This window comes from Candidatus Gastranaerophilales bacterium (genome assembly GCA_028693235.1).
Classification (GTDB): domain Bacteria; phylum Cyanobacteriota; class Vampirovibrionia; order Gastranaerophilales; family Gastranaerophilaceae; genus JAQUVW01.
In genome coordinates this window covers 1-19,662 of the sequence record JAQUVW010000004.1, presented here as the reverse complement: position 1 = coordinate 19,662, position 19,662 = coordinate 1, and the positions used below count along the sequence as shown (strand labels likewise).

Genomic DNA, 19,662 nt, shown 5'->3' with positions numbered 1-19,662 from the left:
AGTTTTATTATTTAGCTGTGCAATTTGCACAGCTTTTCTATTTATATTCATAACTAACACGCAGCTTTCTCACCGGTGCCATTTTCCACCCATTCGTTAAACGCTGCAACGCAAATATATTGTCGTTTGCCCATCCATCGCAAAACCTTGTCAAATCCGTTACGGCGCTTATAAAATATATATTGTCTAATTGAAGCCACCGATGGATATGGAAAGTATTCATTCCACTTACTAACCGGAATAAGTTCTGGGATTAAGTTTTTGTTTTCAGTAATTGCTAAATTTGTCATTTAAACCTCCTATTATTTGTAATGTCTTTGTACTTTTCTATAATAGTAAGGTTTTTTATAAATCGGTAGATTAAATATGTATGATATTTGAACGATTTATTCGCTTTTTAGCCGTTTTAAATATGGCAAAATTTTTGTACAAATTCTTTTTTTATCTTTTCTTTTAGATACATCTATTTGAAGCAATTCAAGGATTCCTAAACCTTCGAATTTGCTAATTAATCGAGCCACTCTTTGATGAATTGCATTATCTTCTACAACCTCTTTTTGGGCAATATTTTTAACATCAATGGATGTAAACTTTTCTAATAAGTCAATATTTTGAAAGGTTATCTTGTGCTTATTAAGTTTTAAAAGTTCCATTATTTTATCTGGAGCATCCATATTATTTTTATATCCGTATTCAACTCCATTTTTAATATGGAATAAAGTTGTATATAGTGCTATTTTTAAAAGAATACACATATTTTCATCATTCTTAATAAATTCAATATCATCAGGTGACAGTTTATGTATAAAATATTCATCTGCACCATTTTCAACTACATCAAATTTCATTGGTGGATAGATGCCCCTTTTTTCCATTTCTTTCCATTGCTCATCTGTTGGCTTAAATGTAAATACAGGGGCTAAAATCTTCACATCGCCATTTTTTGAGACTAACGAAGAGTAATAAAATAGCAATCCAAATCCCATAGAAGATGCATAGTCTTGAGCCTTTTCATGATTATTCTTGAATAATTTTTGTTGTATTTTTAAATGATTACTTTGTTCAATACCCCAATTTTCGTCAATATAGACAGTATTAGGACAAAATAAATCACAATATTTTTCACTATTTGAGTCGGTAAAATTAAATTTGTCTATATCTTCACTTGTAAATATTTTTGCTTCACTAAGTAAATCTTTCATAAATAAAATATATACTTTATCTTCTCGTAATTTTTTAAAATTTTCAATCTTTTCGTCATATATTTTTTTTATACAATCGTATTTGCAAATGATAGCTTTTGTTTTTAAAAACAAGCAATATAAATCCGCAGAAGTAGCTACATTTTTTATATTTTGCATTAATTCTTCTATATTTATAAGAGTTTCGTATATATTTATATTGTCTTTTTCCATTTATACCTATTACTCGCCACACGTTCAAAAGTATGGGCTTCTTTTCAGTTTTATTATATCAGTTCTTGAGAGATGTCTTAATCTTTCAATATAGCCCATTCTGTCGCTTATTTTATGAAACATTTTCACAAAATAAGTAACTGATTGGCAAATTACCAAGTGTATATTTGATTTTTAATGCTTCATCAATATTAAAATCAGTTTTTTTAATTTTTTGCGTAAATTGTTTAACAGAAAGCCCTAGTAAATAAGCCATTATATTGACCGGAACTTCCTGTTTTTTCATTTCTTTTAGTAAGTTTATATACATATAACATCCTCATTAAAGTTACATAAATCTTGTTTTAAAAATGTGCACAATTTTATGAAATCAATCGAATTTAATCGTCTCTTTTTATTATTCAAAATAGACTCTATTGTGGACTTTTTTACCCCCGTGCATTCACTTAATATTTCTATGTTTAGGTCGGTTTGCGAAATAGTTTTTTTATGGTCTCAATAACATTCATATTTGTAGTTCCTTTTTGGTTAATTATTCTTTCTTTTTATGTTTCCATGCCTGTCAATTTGTTTTTACAATTTTTGATTTGTTTGTTTTTGGTATATACCCCGGGCAAGCCCCCCCACTTGGCCGGGGTATATTTTGCTTACGCAAAATACTTTAGTCTTTTACTTGCCGGCATGAAAATTAATCGGTTTTATAGCCAATTTGTGTCGGTTTGGTTCGATCCATAAGTAAACCGAGTGCATCATATATTTTCTGCATATCAGCTTGATTATCTTTACAATGTTGTATGAAATAATGTTCCAATTCTTGTAGGCGCAGAGCCATTTCCTTGTTTTCGATTGCCCATTGTCTCATTTTTGCAAACACACGCATTATTTGTATATTTATCTCAATAGCAGTTTCGCTATTTAACACTGTTGAAAGCATAGCAACACCCTGTTCTGTAAACGCATGTGGTGTAGTCGGCGAATGTTTTAACTTTTCGAACCTATCACAATTTGTGATAAGTTCCTTTAGTTCTTCAGGAGTAAGCTTAAACATAAAATCATCGGGAAACCTTTTTAAATTTCTTTTAACGGCCTGGTTTAATACCATCGTCTTAACTTTGTATAATTCAGCTAAATCACGGTCTATCATAACCTTTTGACCTCGAATTATAAAAATCCTGTTTTGAATTATTGTAGTCGTCTGCAACTCATTCATCTATGCCTCCCTTCCAATATGTACATTTTTAAACATTTGAATATTCATATTCTCTAAAACTTCTGCCGTATGTCCTTTGGTTAAATGCGAATAGCGCTGAACCATAGCAAGTGTTTTATGTCCTAAAATTGTCGCTATTTCAAGTAAACTTGCTCCGCCTTTTGCTAAATAACTTGCAGCAGTATGGCGCAAATCGTGAAAATGAAAATCTTTTATTTTTGCTGTTTTTAGAGCATTTTCAAATTGCCCCCGAATATACAAGGTTTTTCTGCCGTCTTTTGTCGCAAATAATAAATCTGAATTAATGTTGCGTATTTTTTGAAACTTTAACAATTCGGCATATACATTAGAAGTTATAGCCACACCTCTATCATCGCCATTTTTTGTATTTAGAAAATGGAATTGCTTGTGTTCCATATCTACATCTTTCCACGACAAATTAGTTATTTCGCTATATCTTGCACCGGTAGAAAGTGCAATCAAAATACATAAATATAATTCATTTGATTGTTGCAGGCATGCAGACAAAAGCTTTTCAACTTCTTTATCAGTTAAATATTTAACACGACCTCTGGGTTCTTTTTTCTTTATCACTTTTAACATTGGGTTTTCGTCAAGCCAGCCATATTCTTTTACCGCTAAACTTAAAACCGTAGAGAGTGAAGCCATGTAACGATTTACAGTAGAATTTGAACGAGTTTTATCACTAATTTTTGGTGACATATTTTTTCGAGGAATTAAACATTTTTCTTTTGACAACTTATCCCTATATTCTGAAAGCATGATATTATCAATACTTGATAATAAATATGCTCCGATTTGTTTTTTCCACCAAGCAAGATGCATTTTGTATTTATCTTTGTCGGATTTGCGATTTTTTAGTTCATATTCAATATATCTATCAATTAATTCACCTGCTGTATGCTTTTGTGCGTTTGAATTTTTAATATGCTTTCCACGTTTTAATGGCAATTCATTCTCAGAAATCCATTCTTTTGCATCAGTTAATCGAGAAAACGTTGCAGTCATAATTGGACAACCTTTAATTCTTATACTTGCAGTATAGCTAAAGTCGCCATTTTTGCGCCGTCTTTTTTTAATTTCTGCCATAGAAATTCCTTTGTAAGTTTTATTATTTAAAATTGTCGTAATTTTGTCGTAATAAAATGTAAAAAAATTATAAAAATTACAAATCAATTTTAAAACAAGAATTATAAAATGTCAAATATTATTGGGTTTTGCGTACAAAAAATTATTAGAATGTTTTTTAAATTTTTAATTACCAAAGGACTCATAATCCTTTGGTCGCAGGTTCGAATCCTGCCGGGCCCAATTTTAAAAAGCCAGTTTATGTCTGGCTTTTTTAATGTCAAATTTTCAGTGCATAAAAGTTTTGTAAAAAATCATTTATTGTTGAATGTCTATATATGGGTTTAAAATGTGCTTTGACAGACAAAAGAATAATGTCTGACACATAAAAGCATAAATTATAAATTCATGTATTTTTAGTTAGAAGATTTATCGTTTTAAATATCAGGCATTAATAAAAATTTAAATTTTTATTAAAAAAGAAATATTCCATAATCTCTTTCAATAAGTGATTTATATAATATAAATTCATCCTCAAATTCTTTATATAATGGTAAATCGATATTTAGTGGCAATTGTTCATTATTTATCCGATTTAATTGTTGATTCAAAAAATCAATAGCATCTTTAGGTTTTATCTCACTTAAATAATACATTAATGCGATATCTCTTATGTAAAATTCATATTTTTTATTTTTGAAAATATCCAAAAGTAAAAAGTTTCTATTCTGGATTTGTTTAATCATAATAATAATTAAATTACCAATCGTACCTCTGTCAATGCCTTCATTAGGACCAATAACTGATAAAACTTTATACAATATAACTTCATCAACAATTTCATTGAATTTATTTTTTAACCAAATAGAAATTGAAGTCTTTATTATATTATTTTCATGCCAAAAGACATCTACCTGCTCTCCCATTGCAATTGTAAGATAATAAACGATATGATATAAAACATTTTTATCATTACAAAAGTATAAATAATTTAAAATAATATTCCAAAAAAAATTTTCATTTCGTTCAGATAAGAATAGGCTTGATAAACTTCCCAATGATAACTCTGTATCTGTATCTGTATCATATAAATCATTTAGCTTTTTTGTTATTGAAAAACGGTTTTTATCTTTTATACAGTAATCTATACAATATTGCATAAAATAATCAAAAGTATCTTTATTCAGAATATTTTTATTATTAACTGGGATATTGTAACCTTTTGTATGATTATTTAATAAAAATTCTGTTATATTTACCCAATATAAAGTCTCTGTTTTCGGATTATATGTGATACCAAAAGCTGGTAAATTAAAATTTTTCCAATATGCAAAATGTTCTCTATCACCTTTGATGAAAGATCCTATTTTATTAAAGTATGATTCACCTGACTTTACTTGAATTTTTATTTCTATACCACTTGGTAAGTATTTACAATTAGCCATTTTGCAGAATTCAATATTGGCATCAAAACCAATATCATCTTGTTTATTTATTTCTCGAAAAATTGAACCTTTATTTTCTACTAGGCTTCTTAATTTGTTGATTCCAGATTTATCTATTATCGTTTTTTGAGTAATTTGTGTCATAATTAAATATTATATTTATTTTTTCTCTTTTCAAATGCTATTTCACCACCTTCAAGAATATCGCATATATGCTGTTGAATTCCCTGTTTATTTAAAATTCCAGATTCAATATTTCCCTTGGCATCGTATAAAGGTAAATGGTTTTCAATTGAACCGCTTCTGTACTCGAATTTATATTTTTTATTTGGTGACGTGATTCCATCTTGATTTGCAATAATGATTTCATCAGCATCACAACCTAAAACAAGATTAGCATTATGAGTTACTATAATAATTTGGCGTTCTTTCTTTTTCTTTTTTATATAATTAACTAAATCATCATATATTGAACGATTATCTAAATCATCTTCTGGCTGATCAATTAAAATTGGACACTGGGTTTCGGCTAAACTTATTAAAATTTTTAATAGCACTAAAGCCTTTTTCCCAGGAGACATTTTATCTATCGAGTCATTATCCATTTTTACTCTATATACAGTATTATACCAATCACTTAAAATTTCTCTTAAAGCTGACTCTGGAGTATAATCAGCTTTTAAAACAGAAGGATTTTCAATAATTTCTTTTATTAAGCTTTTAATTTTGTCTTTTGTATAACTAGTTTCATCAAAATTTTCTATATCAATTAAACTTTTAAATTTTGCATTATTATTTTTGAAAATGGCAAGAAGTTTTTCAGTAAAAGTATCTTTGCGGAAAGGATTTTCAACATAAAATTCCAATCCATCATCTACAATTTTATCTTTATTTACTAAACTTGCAAATGTTTGGTGCTCTAATTTATAAAAATCTATAGATTCAATAAGTTTAGATAAAAAATCATCCATACCCTTTTTATTTAGAGCAAGAATTTCTTCTTTCTTTAAATACTCACTTAGTTTTGTTTTCTCCAATTGAATTTTTCTTGCACATTCTAATACAGCATTATTAGTTTTAATTTTTTCTTCTAACTTTTTTATTAGTGATTCATGGTCATTTATTTCTTTCTCAATACACTCCAAAGATTTTTCAATAATTGTAAGTGTAGATTTTTTTTGTTCTGTCCAAAGAGCTTTAGCATTATCAACAATTTCTTTTTGTTTTTCAATTATTGTATTTATGAATTCATTTGAAATATTAAAATCTAATTGTTTTACTTCAATTAGATTTTCTATATTTGAAATTTTATTTTTTGTGTATAATAAATTTTCTTTTTCTTGTTTTTTACTATCAAGTTTTGATAAACTTTCTTCATAAAGAGTTGCATCCTCAGAATAAAACTCCACATCTTTTGATTGTAAATTTTTCTCTGCTTCTAATTTTTTTATTTCTTTCTCTATTCCAGTTTTAGTTCCAAGGTTATCTATTTGCTCTTTTAAATTTATATATTCTTCGTGTTTTGAGAACAAATCAAGTATATTTTTTTCTAAATTACCTTTATATTCTTTAATTCTTAATAAAAATGTTTCATGTGCAGCTCCTATTTCCGGCTTATTTAGAATTATATTTTGAATCCAACTATCAATCTCTGTTTTTTCTTGTTGCTCATCAGTTAATTTGTTCAAATATGTTTGTGGAATATAAATTATTTTGCGATTTTCTTCCGTTTTATCTGCCCAAAAAACTTTTATATTATTTACCTGCAATGTTTTATTTTTTGATTTTTCAAGACATTTTTCAGCTTCATTTTTGTCAATTGCCATCGCTAAGTTCTGAATTAAAATTGATTTACCAGTAGATTTCCCTCCAATGATACAAGTTAGTTTATCGTTAAAATATATTGGCTCTGTTTGGAAATTGGAATCATTATATTCAACCCTATCAATTACAAAATAATCTGACTTTGTCTCTGGTTTGGAAGAACATATTCGAACTCTCTCTTCTGGCTCATATTTTATCTGTTTTAAACCATTGAAGGTGGGATCTGACTTTACCCAACAATACCGCTGTTCATCAGGCTCGAATATTTTTGTATTTGTGTGGGCATCTGAGCCATGCAAGCATGGTTTTAAAGAACCACATTCTTTGATAACTTTTTCTATTGAACATGTTTCTTTTTTACCTAAAAAATAATTTATATCACTAGGTGTTGCTGAAAAGATTATATCGACAAATTTATAAATTGCTTGTCTGACAGCTATCAATTGTGAAGATTTGCCTATCATATAATCTGAATGATTAACGATTCCACTGGCACCATCACAGGAACTATTTGATACTCCAATTACTACATTTTCCCTTAGATCCATATCTTCATCGAAAATATTTTTTATAGAATCAAAAGAAACGACAAACATTTCTATGCCTTTTTTATATGCATTTTGCTCATCTAAAGTGTTATCAAAAGTTTTTCCTAATCTTGTTAAATCTACTTTAGAAGCATTAAAATTAGTATTATCATATGGAAATTTTAATTTAGAGAAAAATCTACTTTCTAGTTGATCTATAATTTTAGGATTGAAAATAAAATGTATATTTATTGGAGAATCTCCAGAAATTGGTTGCAATCGCATTTCTATATTTGGAAGAATAAGCTTAATTGAATCTGGTAATCTATTTTCGGCAACTATTTTTTTATAATTATCAATTGATAAATAGTCAGTAATTCCAACCACGGCTATATTTTTTAAAGAATTTGCAGAATCTCCAATATATGAATCAATATCTTGATAAAATTTCTCCCACTTTTCATCAAGGCTACTTCCATCAAATTGATCATTTTTAAGTGTTCCTGGTGTATGCAGATGTAAATCCCATCTTCTCCATTCTGAGCCTCTTTCAAAAACATTATTCATTTTTCTTCCCCTTTTTTTATTGTAATACAAACACACCTATTGGATATTAGACACATGGGTATTTAAATATTTATTCTTAACAACCCGAAACAAAATGCCTAAAATTCTTGTTTGTATTACAATATCACAATAGGAGGGTTGTAACTTTTGTCTGTACAAGAATTGCTCAAACATAAGAATACAAGAACAAATGAAGATAAACCTAAATTTTCAGAAACGAATTTGAAATTGGTTCATAGTTCAATTATTGACGATAAAAAATATGCAACTTTTTCTATTAATAATCGCCGTTATCTTGGCAATAAATATAAATTAAACCAATTTATAAAAAGTATAATAAATAAAGAATGTGGCGAATTTCAAACGTTTGCAGATTTATTTGCAGGTACAGGAGCAGTTGCTTCAATGTTTCAAGAAAAGCATTTAATTGTAAATGATATTCTTTACAGCAATTATGTTTGCCATCAAACTTGGTTTGGATATGAATATTATTCAAAAGATAAAATTATTAATTTCATAAATAGATATAATCAAATTTCGGTTACTGCCGATAATTATATGTCAAAAAACTATGCTGATACATATTTTAGCAAAAAAAATTGTAAAAAAATCGGGTTTATAAGAGAAGATATTGAGAAAAATTTTAAATCTGACAATTTGAATAATCGTGAAAAGTGTATTCTTATAACATCTTTACTGTATGCCATGGACAAAATTGCTAATACTTGTGGACATTATGATGCTTATCGTAAAAATGGGGAATTAGATAAAAAATTAGAATTAGCCGTTCCAAATATAGAAAATACAAATTTTCATAATGAAATATACAATGAAGATATTAATAACCTTGTGAAAGTTGTAAGTGCTGATGTGGTTTATCTTGACCCTCCATATAATTCAAGACAATATTGCGATGCGTATCATTTATTAGAAAATGTTGCGAAGTGGGAAAAGCCCAAAGTTATTGGCGTTGCCAAAAAAATGGATAGAACTTCTTTGAAAAGTGATTATTGCACTCAAAGTGCGGTTAAAGCATTTGAAGATTTAATTACCAATATTAATGCTAAATACATTGTTCTTTCTTATAATAATATGGCAGAAAAGGGCAACGAAAGGTCAAATGCAAAACTTCCTGATGAAGAAATTTTGCGCATTTTAAATAATAAAGGTAAAGTAAAAGTGTTTTCTAAAAGTTATAAAGCATTTTCAACAGGTAAATCTTTAATTGAAGAAAATGCAGAGAGATTGTTTGTATGCAAATGTTGTGCGAAGAAAAAAGTTTAGAAATAATACAATCTCCATTAAATTATACCGGCGGTAAATTCAAATTACTTCCGCAGATTTTACCGTTATTTCCTAAAAATATTGATATTTTTGTAGATTTGTTTTGTGGTGGCGGAAATGTCGGAATAAACGTTCAGAGCAACAGAACAATATTTAATGATACTGACGATAACTTAACCTATCTTTTCAATACTTTTAAAAATCTGGGTAATGATTTCCTTAATATGATTGACGAAGTTATTGAAAAATACGGTTTATCGCAAAGCGATAAATACGGATATGAGTATTATAAATGCAATAGCAATACAGGTTTAGCACCTTATAACAAAGACAAATTTTTAAGGTTGCGTGAAGATTTTAACAAAATTAAAAATATAGATTATTACTATTATACTTTGCTTTACGTCTTAATTATTTATTCTTTTAATAATCAAATAAGATTTAATTCTCAAGGTAGATTTAATTTACCTGTCGGCAAGCGTGATTTTAACGAAAAAATGCGTTTGAAATTGAAAAATTTTATTGAACGTTTGGAGGGTAAAAACTTTGAATTTTCAAATTTGGATTTCAGAAAATTTGATATTTCAAAACTAAATGAAAGTAGTTTTGTATATGCAGATCCTCCGTATTTAATCACTTGTGCTACCTACAATGAACAAGGCGGTTGGAATAGTACCGATGAAAATGATTTGCTAATATTCTTGGACAAGTTACATGAAAAAAATATAAAATTTGCATTATCAAATGTGCTTAGAAGTAAAGGCAAAGAAAATTCAATACTAATAAATTGGGCAGAAAAAAATTCTGACAAATATAAAGTTATTAATTTGAATTATGACTATAAAAATTCAAATTATCAGACAAAAAACAAAGAAGCCGTGACGGAAGAAGTTTTAATTATTAATTACTAAAGGAGATTTTATTTTGGATACACTTTGGAGTATGACAACTACAATTAGAGAGGCTGAAAGAATCCCCGCATTTTTAAAAACTGCAAAAGAAATGGAGAATGATGTTTGGGACGAAGCGGCACAAATAAAATTTCAAACTTTGTTAATTAAAAACAGGGAATATCTAAATACAGATAGTACACAAACCTTTAATAAATTAAATGCCGAACAAATAAATTTATTAAAGGATAAAACTATTAATATGACATATGCACAAGCTAAAGAAATTTTTGAAACAAAACAATATGAAGATGCTCCTATGAGAGGTCGTCAGTCAATGTCCCCTCTTGAAAAATTAGGCTTAGTTGATAGAAGCACCGAAAAAATAATTATAACAGATGTTGGTAATAAACTTCTGAATGAAGAAATTACTTTTGATGAGTTTATGTTTGAATCACTACTAAAATTACAATATCCGAATCAAATTGAAAGTGAGCGTAGAGATTGGAATTCAAAGCCTTTTATTAATGCTCTGAGATTAATTAAGAAAGTTAATGAATTGTGCCAACAAAATAATATGAAGGAAAAGGGATTAACAAAAATTGAATTTGGCATTTTTGCACTTTCAATTAAAAATTACTCTGATGTTGATGACATTGCCCTAAAAGTAATTGAATTTAGAAAGCACTATGAAACGCTACCATCAAATGCAGAAAAGGAAATTTATAGAAAAAGTTATATAGCACAATATCTTTCAACTTTTAATAATCCAGAGAAAAATACTAAAGAATATACAGATAATGTAATCCGATATATGCGAATAACGAAATATATCTACATTAGAGGTAAATACGGAAACGCTTGTGTGGATTTGGAACCAAGAAGAATGGTTGAAATAAATTCAATAATTGAAAATGACAATGGTGCAGCAAAAGATTTTTCAAAAGAAGATTGGATTAAATATTTTACGACTTACGGTACTTATAATTTACCGTTTGATACGGTTGAAAAGTTACAAGAAATTTTTAATGAAGTTTTATCTGATATTAACAAATTGGAAGAAAAACTAAATTTTACTAAAACGGTTCAATCTTGCCCTGCAACAAAAACAGAAATAAAATCAACTATTGCTGATTTACGTGCAAAACGTGTAAAATTGCAAAATTTAGAAATAAAGTTTGATTACAGCAATGATATTTTAAAAATCAATGAAACAATTGATTCTTTACTAAATATTAGAAAATTAGATTTAAAACCTTCAATAGCACTCGAAAAATGGGTTAATGTTGCATTAAATATTATCAATGATTCTTTATTGATAAAGCCGAACAGTATAGTAGGTGATGATAATGAACCGACTTTTACAGCTCCTGCCGGAGTACCAGATATTGAATGTTTTTATTCTGATTTTAATGCAACTTGCGAAGTAACAATGTTAGCAAGTAGAGATCAGTGGTTTAATGAAGGACAGCCTGTAATGAGGCATTTAAGAGAATTTGAAAATATTCACACTGATAAAGATTGTTATTGCTTATTTGTTGCACCATCTTTGCATACTGATACAATAAACACCTATTATACAAGTATTAAATACGAATATGCCGGAGCAAAACAAAAAATTATTCCTATTACAATTAAACAATTAATCGAAATACTTAAAACCGTTGCGATATTTAGGCAAACAAATATTGAATTTAAACACGCATATATTAGAACTTTATATGACAAAATTATAGATATTGCTTTAGAAAATAATTCAGAATCATGGTTAGAAAAAATTCCAGAAGCATTAAATAACTGGAAAATTGAAATGAATAATTTGCTTGTAGCATAAATAATGACAATCTGTCTTCAGAATCGTTTTAAAACCTCTTTAACTCGTTTTAATTTTACATTTTGTAGTAAGTTAGGTATTGTTTGTCTTTTAGCATAGCAACTTGGCTTAAAACCCTTTCTGACATTTGTTTCTGTTCTGACACAAAGAGTTGATTTTCTTTCGTTTGCAATCAATTAATGTGATTGTAAACGAAAGGATTTTTACTATGGATTTATGTTACGGCACAAAAATTTTTAACAGTAAAACGAAAGAAATCGGATTATTAATCAAAATTTGGAAAAATAAATTTGCAGATGGCGTTGTCGATTTTGCTGCTTGTGTTGATAAAAACGGGAAGCGGTACAACACCGAACTTGATAATATTGTGCCGTTGGAGGATTATGATGATTCTAAAAAATAGAAGAACTCGTGAAACTTTAGAATTCTTATTTTTGAATCAAATATAACTTTAACAGTTTTTGCAATTCAATTCGGATTATTGAAAAATTATAAATTATTTTCTTGAAGAATTCTGAGTAAATAATTAGCCAAGTGCAATAATTCAGTTGCTTTTTCTTTAGAAACACTTATCATATTATGGCTTTTCGGATTTTTTATAAAACCTATTGCTCCTGCAAATAATTCCATTTGTGCAACTTGTTCTCCGTCCGGCAAATTTATATTTTTTAAAGGGCCATCTTGTTTGCTAAAAGCTTGTCTCATTAATGAAACCCCAAACAAATCTTTCAAGCCACTTTTATTTTTAACTTGAACCTCAATAAATTTAAAAGCATCAAAAACGGATTGAGAGTAATGTTCATCTTTATATAACTTCTTAATATCTTCTGACAAAAAGTTTAAATTGTTAATACAATCATCATCTAATTCGAAAGATTCATATAAAGCAGTAATCATTGCCAATTTTGTAAGTACCACTTCGCTATAAGGAACATTTCCGTTAATATTAACTTGGCAATCAGTATAATTGTATTTTTTCAAAAATTTATTTGTCTTTGTAATCCATTTTTCATAATCATATTTACTTACATTTAAAATTCGTTGTCCTGATAATGGATTTACAATATAGCTCCCTTGATATTTGTTGAGTATGTAATTTGCATCATCTATAATTTCTTTTAAATATTCTTTCTTATTCATTGGTTTGTATTTAATCCTCTTCGCTAAAAAAAATCTTCATCAAGTTTTTTGATTTCAATTTTAGTTTTTGTTTGGACTCCAACATTGTGCTTAATCATTAATTTTGTTAATTCTTGTCCGTCAATCAAACGTAAAATTTTTCCTTGCACTGATTCGGCTTTTCTTTTTGCTCTTTCATCAAAAAAACTTGTTGTAATGAAAACGCCCTTGCGAACAGTTGAGCAACCAAGTGCTCCGACAAAATTTTGCATTTCTTTTTCATTAACTTTATTGTCTGAATATCTTTTAGCTTGAAGATAAATTTTTCCTAATCCCAATTCATCTTCATCTATAATTCCGTCAATACCGCCATCATGACTTATTTTTGTCATTTGCCCGATACCGTAATTCATTTTTTCCATTAAATCCAACACAATCTGCTCAAATCTTATCGGATCAACTGTTTTTAATTTTGACAAAAGTTCACTTTGCAAATTTTTAGAATATAGTTCTTGAGCCTTTGCTATCATTTCATCAGGAGTTTGAGAGGATTCTGTCATTTCGTGATTATCTTTTTTCTTAGGATTTACAACATCTAAATTAAATTGCTTTAAATATTTATTGTTTATAACTTCCGGATTTGAACGCAAAACTTTTTGACCAATTTCTGAAATTTTATAAAATCCACGTTGAGGACGATTTACAAGATTTGCTTTAGATAAGTATAACAATGCCCACGAAATTCTATCCTTAAAAATTTTTTGATGACTATGCGGATAAAGTTGCACACGGTCTTCTTCTGAAAGTTGTATTTGATCTGCAAGCAATTGTGCCAGTTCTACAGTAGTTTTTTCTTTATTATCATTTAGATTTTGTAATACTGGTAACATTAAAGTTTGAAAATCAGGTATAGCCATTCCGTACTCCTTTTTTATGATTATATCATAAAAATAATGACTTCTGCCCAGATATGTTATGCTGAATTAATGAAGACGATTAATATTTTCATATAATTCTTCAAAATCTTTATCAATCCTCCAAATTTCTTCGGCAATGTAATAAGATAGAAAACTTATCATACTATGATGATTTATTCTTCTTGTTAATTTCAAATATGTTTTTCGAAACTTTAAGTCTTCACTTTTTGCTAATGTTTTTGGTGTTAAATTTGTCTTTAAAGCTTCTCCCGATACAAAAGTTCTGTTATCGTAAAAGTAAAAATACACAGGTATATCGAAAAACTTCCTTATTCTTGGAGTTTGAGGCTGCAAAAAATATAAATTGCTCAATTCTGCAAATTGATTTTCATAAATTTGTTTTCTAAAAAACTGATTAAATTTTTCAATTATACCATTACTTAAGTCTAATATTTGAGCTGTCTTAGTACAAGGTAAATCAGCACAAAAACACCTTATTATTAAATCCAATTCTTCTTTTGTTCTGAATTCAAAAAACAATGGTAATTCCTGCTTTTTGGTTTGTTTTTCTTTGTAGAAATAAACACCGTCTTCTCTCAAATTAAGACGTCCTTCTATAACCAGCTCCTCTAAAACGGGGCAAATTTCGCCTCGTGTCGCCTGTAATATTGGAGTGATTTCCTCAATAGCTACTTTATTTAAGCGTTTGCAAAGTTTAAGTAATTTATTCTTCACTAATTATCTCCTTAATTATTTCATCCGTTATTTCGCTTAATTTGTTAGTTTTTGCAAGTGATTCTGCCTTACTAATTATTTTTACCAATTGTCGGAATTGTAAATTTCGCATCGTTACATATTTTATGGCATCAGCTGTAAACTTGACCTCAGACAAGGTTTCTATAATTTCTTTAAAATCGTCTTTACATATTTTTTCAAACTTTAGCTTTGCAAAAATTCTGTCATTGATATGTCCGTATTTTTGAAGTTTCTTATCAGCTAAACCCATACCTACAAGTAATATCGGAACTCCGAGTTTATCGTGGATATCTCTTAAGGTTTCAATCGTATGCGTGTTTGTAAAAAGATAATCAATCTCATCAACCACGATTACTTTTGGATTGTATTTCAGTTTTTCCTCAATCTGCCTAAATAAATTTTGTGAGCAATAACAAGGCTCTTCGTCTAACTCTTTGACAATTTCTGTCAGAAGCCACCTTGTTGAAATTTTGTGATTACAGCGGACGTAAATCGCATCGTTATTTGTTACCCACCACATTATTGTTTGAGATTTGCCAAGCCCGAATTCTCCATATACAAGTGCCATTTTTGAAATACTCGGCGGTGCTTTTTGTAAATTGTCCATAAGTGAAATAAATCGTTTCACATTTTTTGTTTTAATAAATTCATTCTTCATATATTGTTTTATACTCCTCTGATTTTATGTAATCACTCAGCCATTGACGGTCTTCATTACCGATGCAGCCGTTTTTCATATGCCATTCGTAGCGTTCGTAGTTTTCTTTAAACAAAGGTCGCTTTCTATTTTGAACATAATTTTCTTGAGGCTTTTCTTTAATTTCTTTTTTTGTCTCAATTGGCTTAATTTCAACAATTTGTTCTTGTTTTTCAATCTCATTTTGAATAAGTTCTGCCTTAATCAACTCAACGTCTTCAAGTTTAAAATGTTCTTTAACGGCATCAATTGTACGTTTTCTTAGCTGACCTTGTTTTCTGACTTTTTGCTTATAATCTTCAATGTCTTTAATATCTCCCATTTGACTTGCAAGCGGATGAGTACCTGTAACTCTATCCGCTCTGCATAAAAACTCGCCTTTTAGTGAATAAACTTTGATGTAGGATAAATCGTTTAAATTGTATTTAACAATGGCTTTCCCTCTGATTCCGTAAAGTTCGTCATTAAAGTAATCAGCTTTTAAGAACCTTATTCCGTTTCTGCCAATATGTTTTACTTCTTGTGCCATCATCAAATCATCAAGAATATTTTCATCAATATTTTGTTTAGGAATTGTGTCCAACATTTCTTGAATTGATTTTGTCCTGTTATTAGGACAAGGTTGTGAATGTCTAAATTTCAACCACTCTTCAACAAGTTTCAATGCTTGCTCAATAGTCGGAATAAAATTTGCTTTTTCTTGGTGTATTTGTTTATGTAGCTTCTCATTCCTATTCATATACGCAGGTTTATTCTCAATACTTGTACCTATATAGCTTGGAATCAGTTTTTCAAAACTCTCTTGAAATTCAAGAAAAAATCGTTCTATCACTTTTGCCCTTGCATTATAAGGTGTTGCAAACACAGGTTTTATCCCGAGTTTCTCATAAATTCCTGTAAACCCAAGTTCTTCAAACTTTTTATCCCCGTTAAAGAATTTGCTTTTGAAGGCCCTGCCGTTATCTTGATAAACATAGTCGGGAATGTGGTTCATCGTTAAAATTGCATTTCGTAGAGCCGACATGATACTTTGATTGCACTCTTCAAGCATAATGTCATAACCTACAAGCCCGCCAGACTTCCAATCCAAAAAGCCTATTAAGGTTGCACGAGTTGGTCTTCCTGTAAATGGATTTATTACTTGGAAGTTTAAAGTATGACCGTCAGCAATCAGAACTTGTCCGACTTCAAGCATACTAACATCTCTTAAAATATATGGTTCAACTTTATCTTTTAAGGCTTTAAACCCGTCACGTGCAAGTGTCCATTTATCAAAATTATTTGCTTTATACCAATCAGCATATCGTTTAAAGGTTATGTCATTTGGCGGATTTTCAACTCCTTTTTCTTTTAAAATATGCTTAGTTAAAGAAATCGCCTTTCCGATGGAAAAGCGATTTGGTGAAAGTAATATTTTTAAAAAGATTGAAATTTCTTGTTCTGATAATTTAGTACGATAAGTTCCACTTGAAGAATATTTGTAATTTCCAACTAATGAAGTCCAATCTTTTGTTTTATCTATTGTGGCTTTCCAACGATAAATTGCACCAATCCCAACGTGATTGAGTGTTTTATAAATATCGGGATAAAGTAAGCCAGTATTATAATTTCCCAAAAATACTTTGTCTGAAGTTCTATTTGATATTTTTAAGGCTTTTTGTTCCTCCCTATATCGTTCCCACGATTTAACCAAATCATATTTAGATAAAGCAAGATTTTTTTGTTTCTCTGAAATGATTTTTTCTTTTTTAATCGGAAGCGTTTCGAGTTTAATCACATCATTTGTGAATTTAAGCTCAGCATAATATTTTTTTATATATTTAATTTGTAATTCTTCTTCAATGCTTGATAAAAGTATTTTATACGATTTTCCACCTCTAACTTTTTCTGTTTGATAAACGTATCGATTTTGAGAGCTTTGATTTTCTTTTTTCAAAGCTAACCTAACAGCCCGGCTTGAGATATTTTTTAATTTAGCAATAATATCTACACTAAGCCAAACATTAGTGGTATCAAAGGTCTTTAAGATTTCATTATTAATATTCATACTCCATACATCACTCGAAACGAGAATGAATGGAACTCTTTTAGTCGGAAATGTGTTGGGGTGTGTTCATAAATATGTCAAATTTTTGTATTATAATAATAATCAAAAGAGGTTAATCATGATTAAAAATATATGTTTAAGTAATTTTAGAAGTTTTGAAGATATTCAAAACATCCCCATAAAACCAATAACTCTTGTATATGGAGCAAATTCAGTTGGAAAAAGTTCTATATTAAAATCTTTATTATTAATGAAACAGTCTTTGGAAGATACTACGAATATAAATTCAAATTTAACAACAAAGGGACACTTTGTTGATGTAGGTAATTATAAGGATTTTATAAATAAACAAGATTTAACTAAAGATTTTTCAATTAAATTTAATTTTGATATATCATCTACAAATGAAAAAAATAAGTTTATAAGGTTGCCTAATTATAGATATAATAGAATAAAAAATATAAATTATTTATCTATTGAGTATGTTTATAGTTATAATGATATCAAAAATGGCGTTTTATCTGAAATTAAATTATATTTAAATAATTTAACAGAACCTTTTTTAAAATTCAAAAAAAGTTCAAAAAAATTAGAGTCACAAAACTTTAAAAAAATAAGAATTCGTTCTTTACAAGCATTAAAAAAAGAGTCTGATTTAAACAGTATATTTGTACTCGATTATATAAACTGGGAAAGTGATTATTTTAAGGCTTTCTGGAAATCGGCAGAAGAAAAAATTAAAAAAAATAAAATTATTGACAAAGTTAAAGACAATATTATCTCAGTGAAAAATAACATTAAAAAACAAAGTCAAAAAAATTCTAGTCAAATGGATTTGTTTGGTGACCATTTAGATGTTTTGAAGAAAAAACTAGAAATATATACAGAGATTGATGAATTTTTATCTGATAATGTAGAATGCAAAAATAAATTTAAAAATATATTTAATAAATATTATGAAACAAATCTGTTTTTATTTGTTAATTTATTATTTTTTGATGAATATAATAGTTCAGAAAACGAAGATGGCATATTAAATACATTATTTAGAACAAGATTAAGACCTGTTTATTATGAAAATGAATTTGATTTAAATTTAAATTTAAATCAAGAAATTTCTGATATGTTGTACCTCAGTTGTCGTTTAATGCAACAATATCTTACGAATATGAAATATCTTGGAGCGTTAAGGGATAATCCAGAAAGATACTATTTATCAAACCCAGGTACAAAAAATTATGTGGGTAAATCTGGTAAAAATACAATAGATATAATAGCTCATAATATTACTTTCAAAAATAAAATAAATAAACAATTAGAGGCTTTAAATATTGGATATACTTTAGTCCCTCGAAAAATACCCAATGAAGATATTTACTTATTTTTGCTAAAAGAAAAAGATTCTGGAATAACAGTTTCTTTGAATGATATTGGTTTCGGAGTTAGTCAAATATTGCCAATTTTAGTACAAAGTATGCTTTCTAAAAATGAAACTATTATTATTGAACAGCCTGAAATTCATATTCACCCTAAATTACAAGCTGAATTAGGAACCTTGTTTGCGGAATGTATAAAAGAGCCATACAATAATAACTTTATTATAGAAACACACAGTGAAAACATTATTTTAAGGTTACAAAAATTAATTAGAAAAAAAATCATAACATCAGAAGATGTATCTGTTATATATGTTGATAAAGATACTACTGGAGCTACCTGCTTAAGTCTAGAACTTGATGAAAATGGTAATTTTATTGATAAATGGCCAAACGGCTTTTTTGAAGAAAGTTTTGAGGAGATTTTTGGATAATGTTAATTCCATGTGTATTAGCTCCTACAATATTTAATTTTGATGAATTAAAAGATCTTGAACAAAAATTAAAATTAAATCAAATAATATTATTATTTAGAACTATTCAATCAAGAGGGATTATTTTATTTGATAATAAGGATTTTTTGATAAGTGAAATAAAACAAAATATTTTAGATATTAATAATGATAATATTAAAAAAAAATTAGAAACTTTATTGATAAATATGT

General features: G+C 28.2%; 18 protein-coding genes and 1 tRNA gene. 7 read left to right on the top strand and 12 right to left on the bottom strand.

Translation table 11 applies throughout. The features are described from left to right. Positions 1-53: 53 nt before the first annotated feature. From PHV37_07445 to PHV37_07425, 5 genes are all read right to left on the bottom strand, one after another. Entirely contained in the window at positions 54-290 is a 237-nt protein-coding gene (locus PHV37_07445) for a hypothetical protein (GenBank protein ID MDD3237913.1), read from the bottom strand. 96 nt (positions 291-386) lie between these two features. Beyond that, a complete protein-coding gene (locus tag PHV37_07440) occupies positions 387-1,415 on the bottom strand; it encodes a hypothetical protein (GenBank protein ID MDD3237912.1) in 1,029 nt (342 codons plus the stop codon). A 112-nt stretch (positions 1,416-1,527) separates the two neighbouring features. After that, the gene (locus PHV37_07435) at positions 1,528-1,725 is read right to left on the bottom strand and encodes a hypothetical protein (GenBank protein ID MDD3237911.1); all 198 of its coding nucleotides are present in this window, start codon (positions 1,723-1,725) and stop codon (positions 1,528-1,530) included. 378 nt (positions 1,726-2,103) lie between these two features. Then, positions 2,104-2,625: an ORF6N domain-containing protein gene (locus PHV37_07430; GenBank protein ID MDD3237910.1), complete on the bottom strand. Its 522-nt coding sequence runs from the start codon at positions 2,623-2,625 to the stop codon at positions 2,104-2,106. Further along, positions 2,626-3,735, bottom strand: a complete 1,110-nt coding sequence (locus PHV37_07425; protein ID MDD3237909.1) for a site-specific integrase — start codon at positions 3,733-3,735, stop codon at positions 2,626-2,628. Positions 3,736-3,858: 123 nt separating this feature from the next. On the opposite strand from PHV37_07425, the gene PHV37_07420 reads away from it, so the two are divergent. Further along, a tRNA-Met gene (locus PHV37_07420) sits at positions 3,859-3,957 on the top strand. A 230-nt stretch (positions 3,958-4,187) separates the two neighbouring features. Here PHV37_07420 and PHV37_07415 read toward each other — a convergent pair. Together PHV37_07415 and PHV37_07410 are read right to left on the bottom strand one after the other, a co-directional pair. Further along, positions 4,188-5,303, bottom strand: a complete 1,116-nt coding sequence (locus PHV37_07415; protein ID MDD3237908.1) for a DUF4365 domain-containing protein — start codon at positions 5,301-5,303, stop codon at positions 4,188-4,190. A 2-nt stretch (positions 5,304-5,305) separates the two neighbouring features. Continuing rightward, a complete protein-coding gene (locus PHV37_07410; GenBank protein MDD3237907.1) occupies positions 5,306-8,077 on the bottom strand; it encodes a hypothetical protein in 2,772 nt (923 codons plus the stop codon). A gap of 147 nt (positions 8,078-8,224) precedes the next feature. Between PHV37_07410 and PHV37_07405 the strand changes: the two genes are divergently transcribed. The 4 genes from PHV37_07405 (at position 8,225) to PHV37_07390 (ending at position 12,488) form a co-directional block, all read left to right on the top strand. Further along, a complete protein-coding gene (locus PHV37_07405; protein ID MDD3237906.1) occupies positions 8,225-9,361 on the top strand; it encodes a DNA adenine methylase in 1,137 nt (378 codons plus the stop codon). Next, positions 9,331-10,272, top strand: a complete 942-nt coding sequence (locus PHV37_07400; GenBank protein MDD3237905.1) for a DNA adenine methylase — start codon at positions 9,331-9,333, stop codon at positions 10,270-10,272. Before PHV37_07405 ends, PHV37_07400 begins: the two co-directional genes overlap by 31 nt. Positions 10,273-10,285: 13 nt before the next feature. Continuing rightward, entirely contained in the window at positions 10,286-12,085 is a 1,800-nt protein-coding gene (locus tag PHV37_07395; GenBank protein ID MDD3237904.1) for an AlwI family type II restriction endonuclease, read from the top strand. A gap of 208 nt (positions 12,086-12,293) precedes the next feature. Then, a complete protein-coding gene (locus PHV37_07390) occupies positions 12,294-12,488 on the top strand; it encodes a hypothetical protein (GenBank protein ID MDD3237903.1) in 195 nt (64 codons plus the stop codon). Between the two features lie 86 nt (positions 12,489-12,574). Here PHV37_07390 and PHV37_07385 read toward each other — a convergent pair whose 3' ends face one another. From PHV37_07385 to PHV37_07365, 5 genes are all read right to left on the bottom strand, one after another. Next, a complete protein-coding gene (locus PHV37_07385) occupies positions 12,575-13,225 on the bottom strand; it encodes a TIGR02391 family protein (GenBank protein MDD3237902.1) in 651 nt (216 codons plus the stop codon). Positions 13,226-13,248: 23 nt separating this feature from the next. Beyond that, positions 13,249-14,121, bottom strand: coding sequence for a restriction endonuclease (locus tag PHV37_07380; GenBank protein MDD3237901.1), 873 nt, complete (start codon positions 14,119-14,121; stop codon positions 13,249-13,251). A gap of 66 nt (positions 14,122-14,187) precedes the next feature. Beyond that, the gene (locus PHV37_07375; protein ID MDD3237900.1) at positions 14,188-14,856 is read right to left on the bottom strand and encodes a hypothetical protein; all 669 of its coding nucleotides are present in this window, start codon (positions 14,854-14,856) and stop codon (positions 14,188-14,190) included. Continuing rightward, positions 14,846-15,535: an ATP-binding protein gene (locus PHV37_07370; GenBank protein MDD3237899.1), complete on the bottom strand. Its 690-nt coding sequence runs from the start codon at positions 15,533-15,535 to the stop codon at positions 14,846-14,848. The genes PHV37_07375 and PHV37_07370 overlap by 11 nt, the downstream gene beginning before the upstream one ends. Then, complete coding sequence (locus PHV37_07365; protein ID MDD3237898.1) at positions 15,525-17,621, bottom strand: transposase; 2,097 nt, start codon at positions 17,619-17,621, stop codon at positions 15,525-15,527. The genes PHV37_07370 and PHV37_07365 overlap by 11 nt, the downstream gene beginning before the upstream one ends. 118 nt (positions 17,622-17,739) lie before the next feature. On the opposite strand from PHV37_07365, the gene PHV37_07360 reads away from it, so the two are divergent. Then, a complete protein-coding gene (locus PHV37_07360) occupies positions 17,740-19,431 on the top strand; it encodes a DUF3696 domain-containing protein (protein ID MDD3237897.1) in 1,692 nt (563 codons plus the stop codon). After that, positions 19,431-19,662, top strand: a 232-nt coding sequence (locus PHV37_07355; GenBank protein MDD3237896.1) for a hypothetical protein, incomplete at its 3' end; no start/stop codon positions are given. The genes PHV37_07360 and PHV37_07355, both read left to right, overlap by 1 nt.

Excerpts from the sequence above, each read along its gene's own strand:
- PHV37_07385 (MDD3237902.1), bottom strand. The coding sequence starts at position 13,225 with ATGAATAAGAAAGAATATTTAAAAGAAATTATAGATGATGCAAATTAC.
- PHV37_07445 (MDD3237913.1), bottom strand. The coding sequence starts at position 290 with ATGACAAATTTAGCAATTACTGAAAACAAAAACTTAATCCCAGAACTT.
- PHV37_07370 (MDD3237899.1), bottom strand. The coding sequence starts at position 15,535 with ATGAAGAATGAATTTATTAAAACAAAAAATGTGAAACGATTTATTTCA.
- PHV37_07425 (MDD3237909.1), bottom strand. The coding sequence starts at position 3,735 with ATGGCAGAAATTAAAAAAAGACGGCGCAAAAATGGCGACTTTAGCTAT.
- PHV37_07440 (MDD3237912.1), bottom strand. The coding sequence starts at position 1,415 with ATGGAAAAAGACAATATAAATATATACGAAACTCTTATAAATATAGAA.
- PHV37_07390 (MDD3237903.1), top strand. The coding sequence starts at position 12,294 with ATGGATTTATGTTACGGCACAAAAATTTTTAACAGTAAAACGAAAGAA.
- PHV37_07430 (MDD3237910.1), bottom strand. The coding sequence starts at position 2,625 with ATGAATGAGTTGCAGACGACTACAATAATTCAAAACAGGATTTTTATA.
- PHV37_07415 (MDD3237908.1), bottom strand. The coding sequence starts at position 5,303 with ATGACACAAATTACTCAAAAAACGATAATAGATAAATCTGGAATCAAC.
- PHV37_07400 (MDD3237905.1), top strand. The coding sequence starts at position 9,331 with ATGCAAATGTTGTGCGAAGAAAAAAGTTTAGAAATAATACAATCTCCA.
- PHV37_07410 (MDD3237907.1), bottom strand. The coding sequence starts at position 8,077 with ATGAATAATGTTTTTGAAAGAGGCTCAGAATGGAGAAGATGGGATTTA.
- PHV37_07365 (MDD3237898.1), bottom strand. The coding sequence starts at position 17,621 with ATGAATATTAATAATGAAATCTTAAAGACCTTTGATACCACTAATGTT.
- PHV37_07435 (MDD3237911.1), bottom strand. The coding sequence starts at position 1,725 with ATGTATATAAACTTACTAAAAGAAATGAAAAAACAGGAAGTTCCGGTC.
- PHV37_07360 (MDD3237897.1), top strand. The coding sequence starts at position 17,740 with ATGATTAAAAATATATGTTTAAGTAATTTTAGAAGTTTTGAAGATATT.
- PHV37_07380 (MDD3237901.1), bottom strand. The coding sequence starts at position 14,121 with ATGGCTATACCTGATTTTCAAACTTTAATGTTACCAGTATTACAAAAT.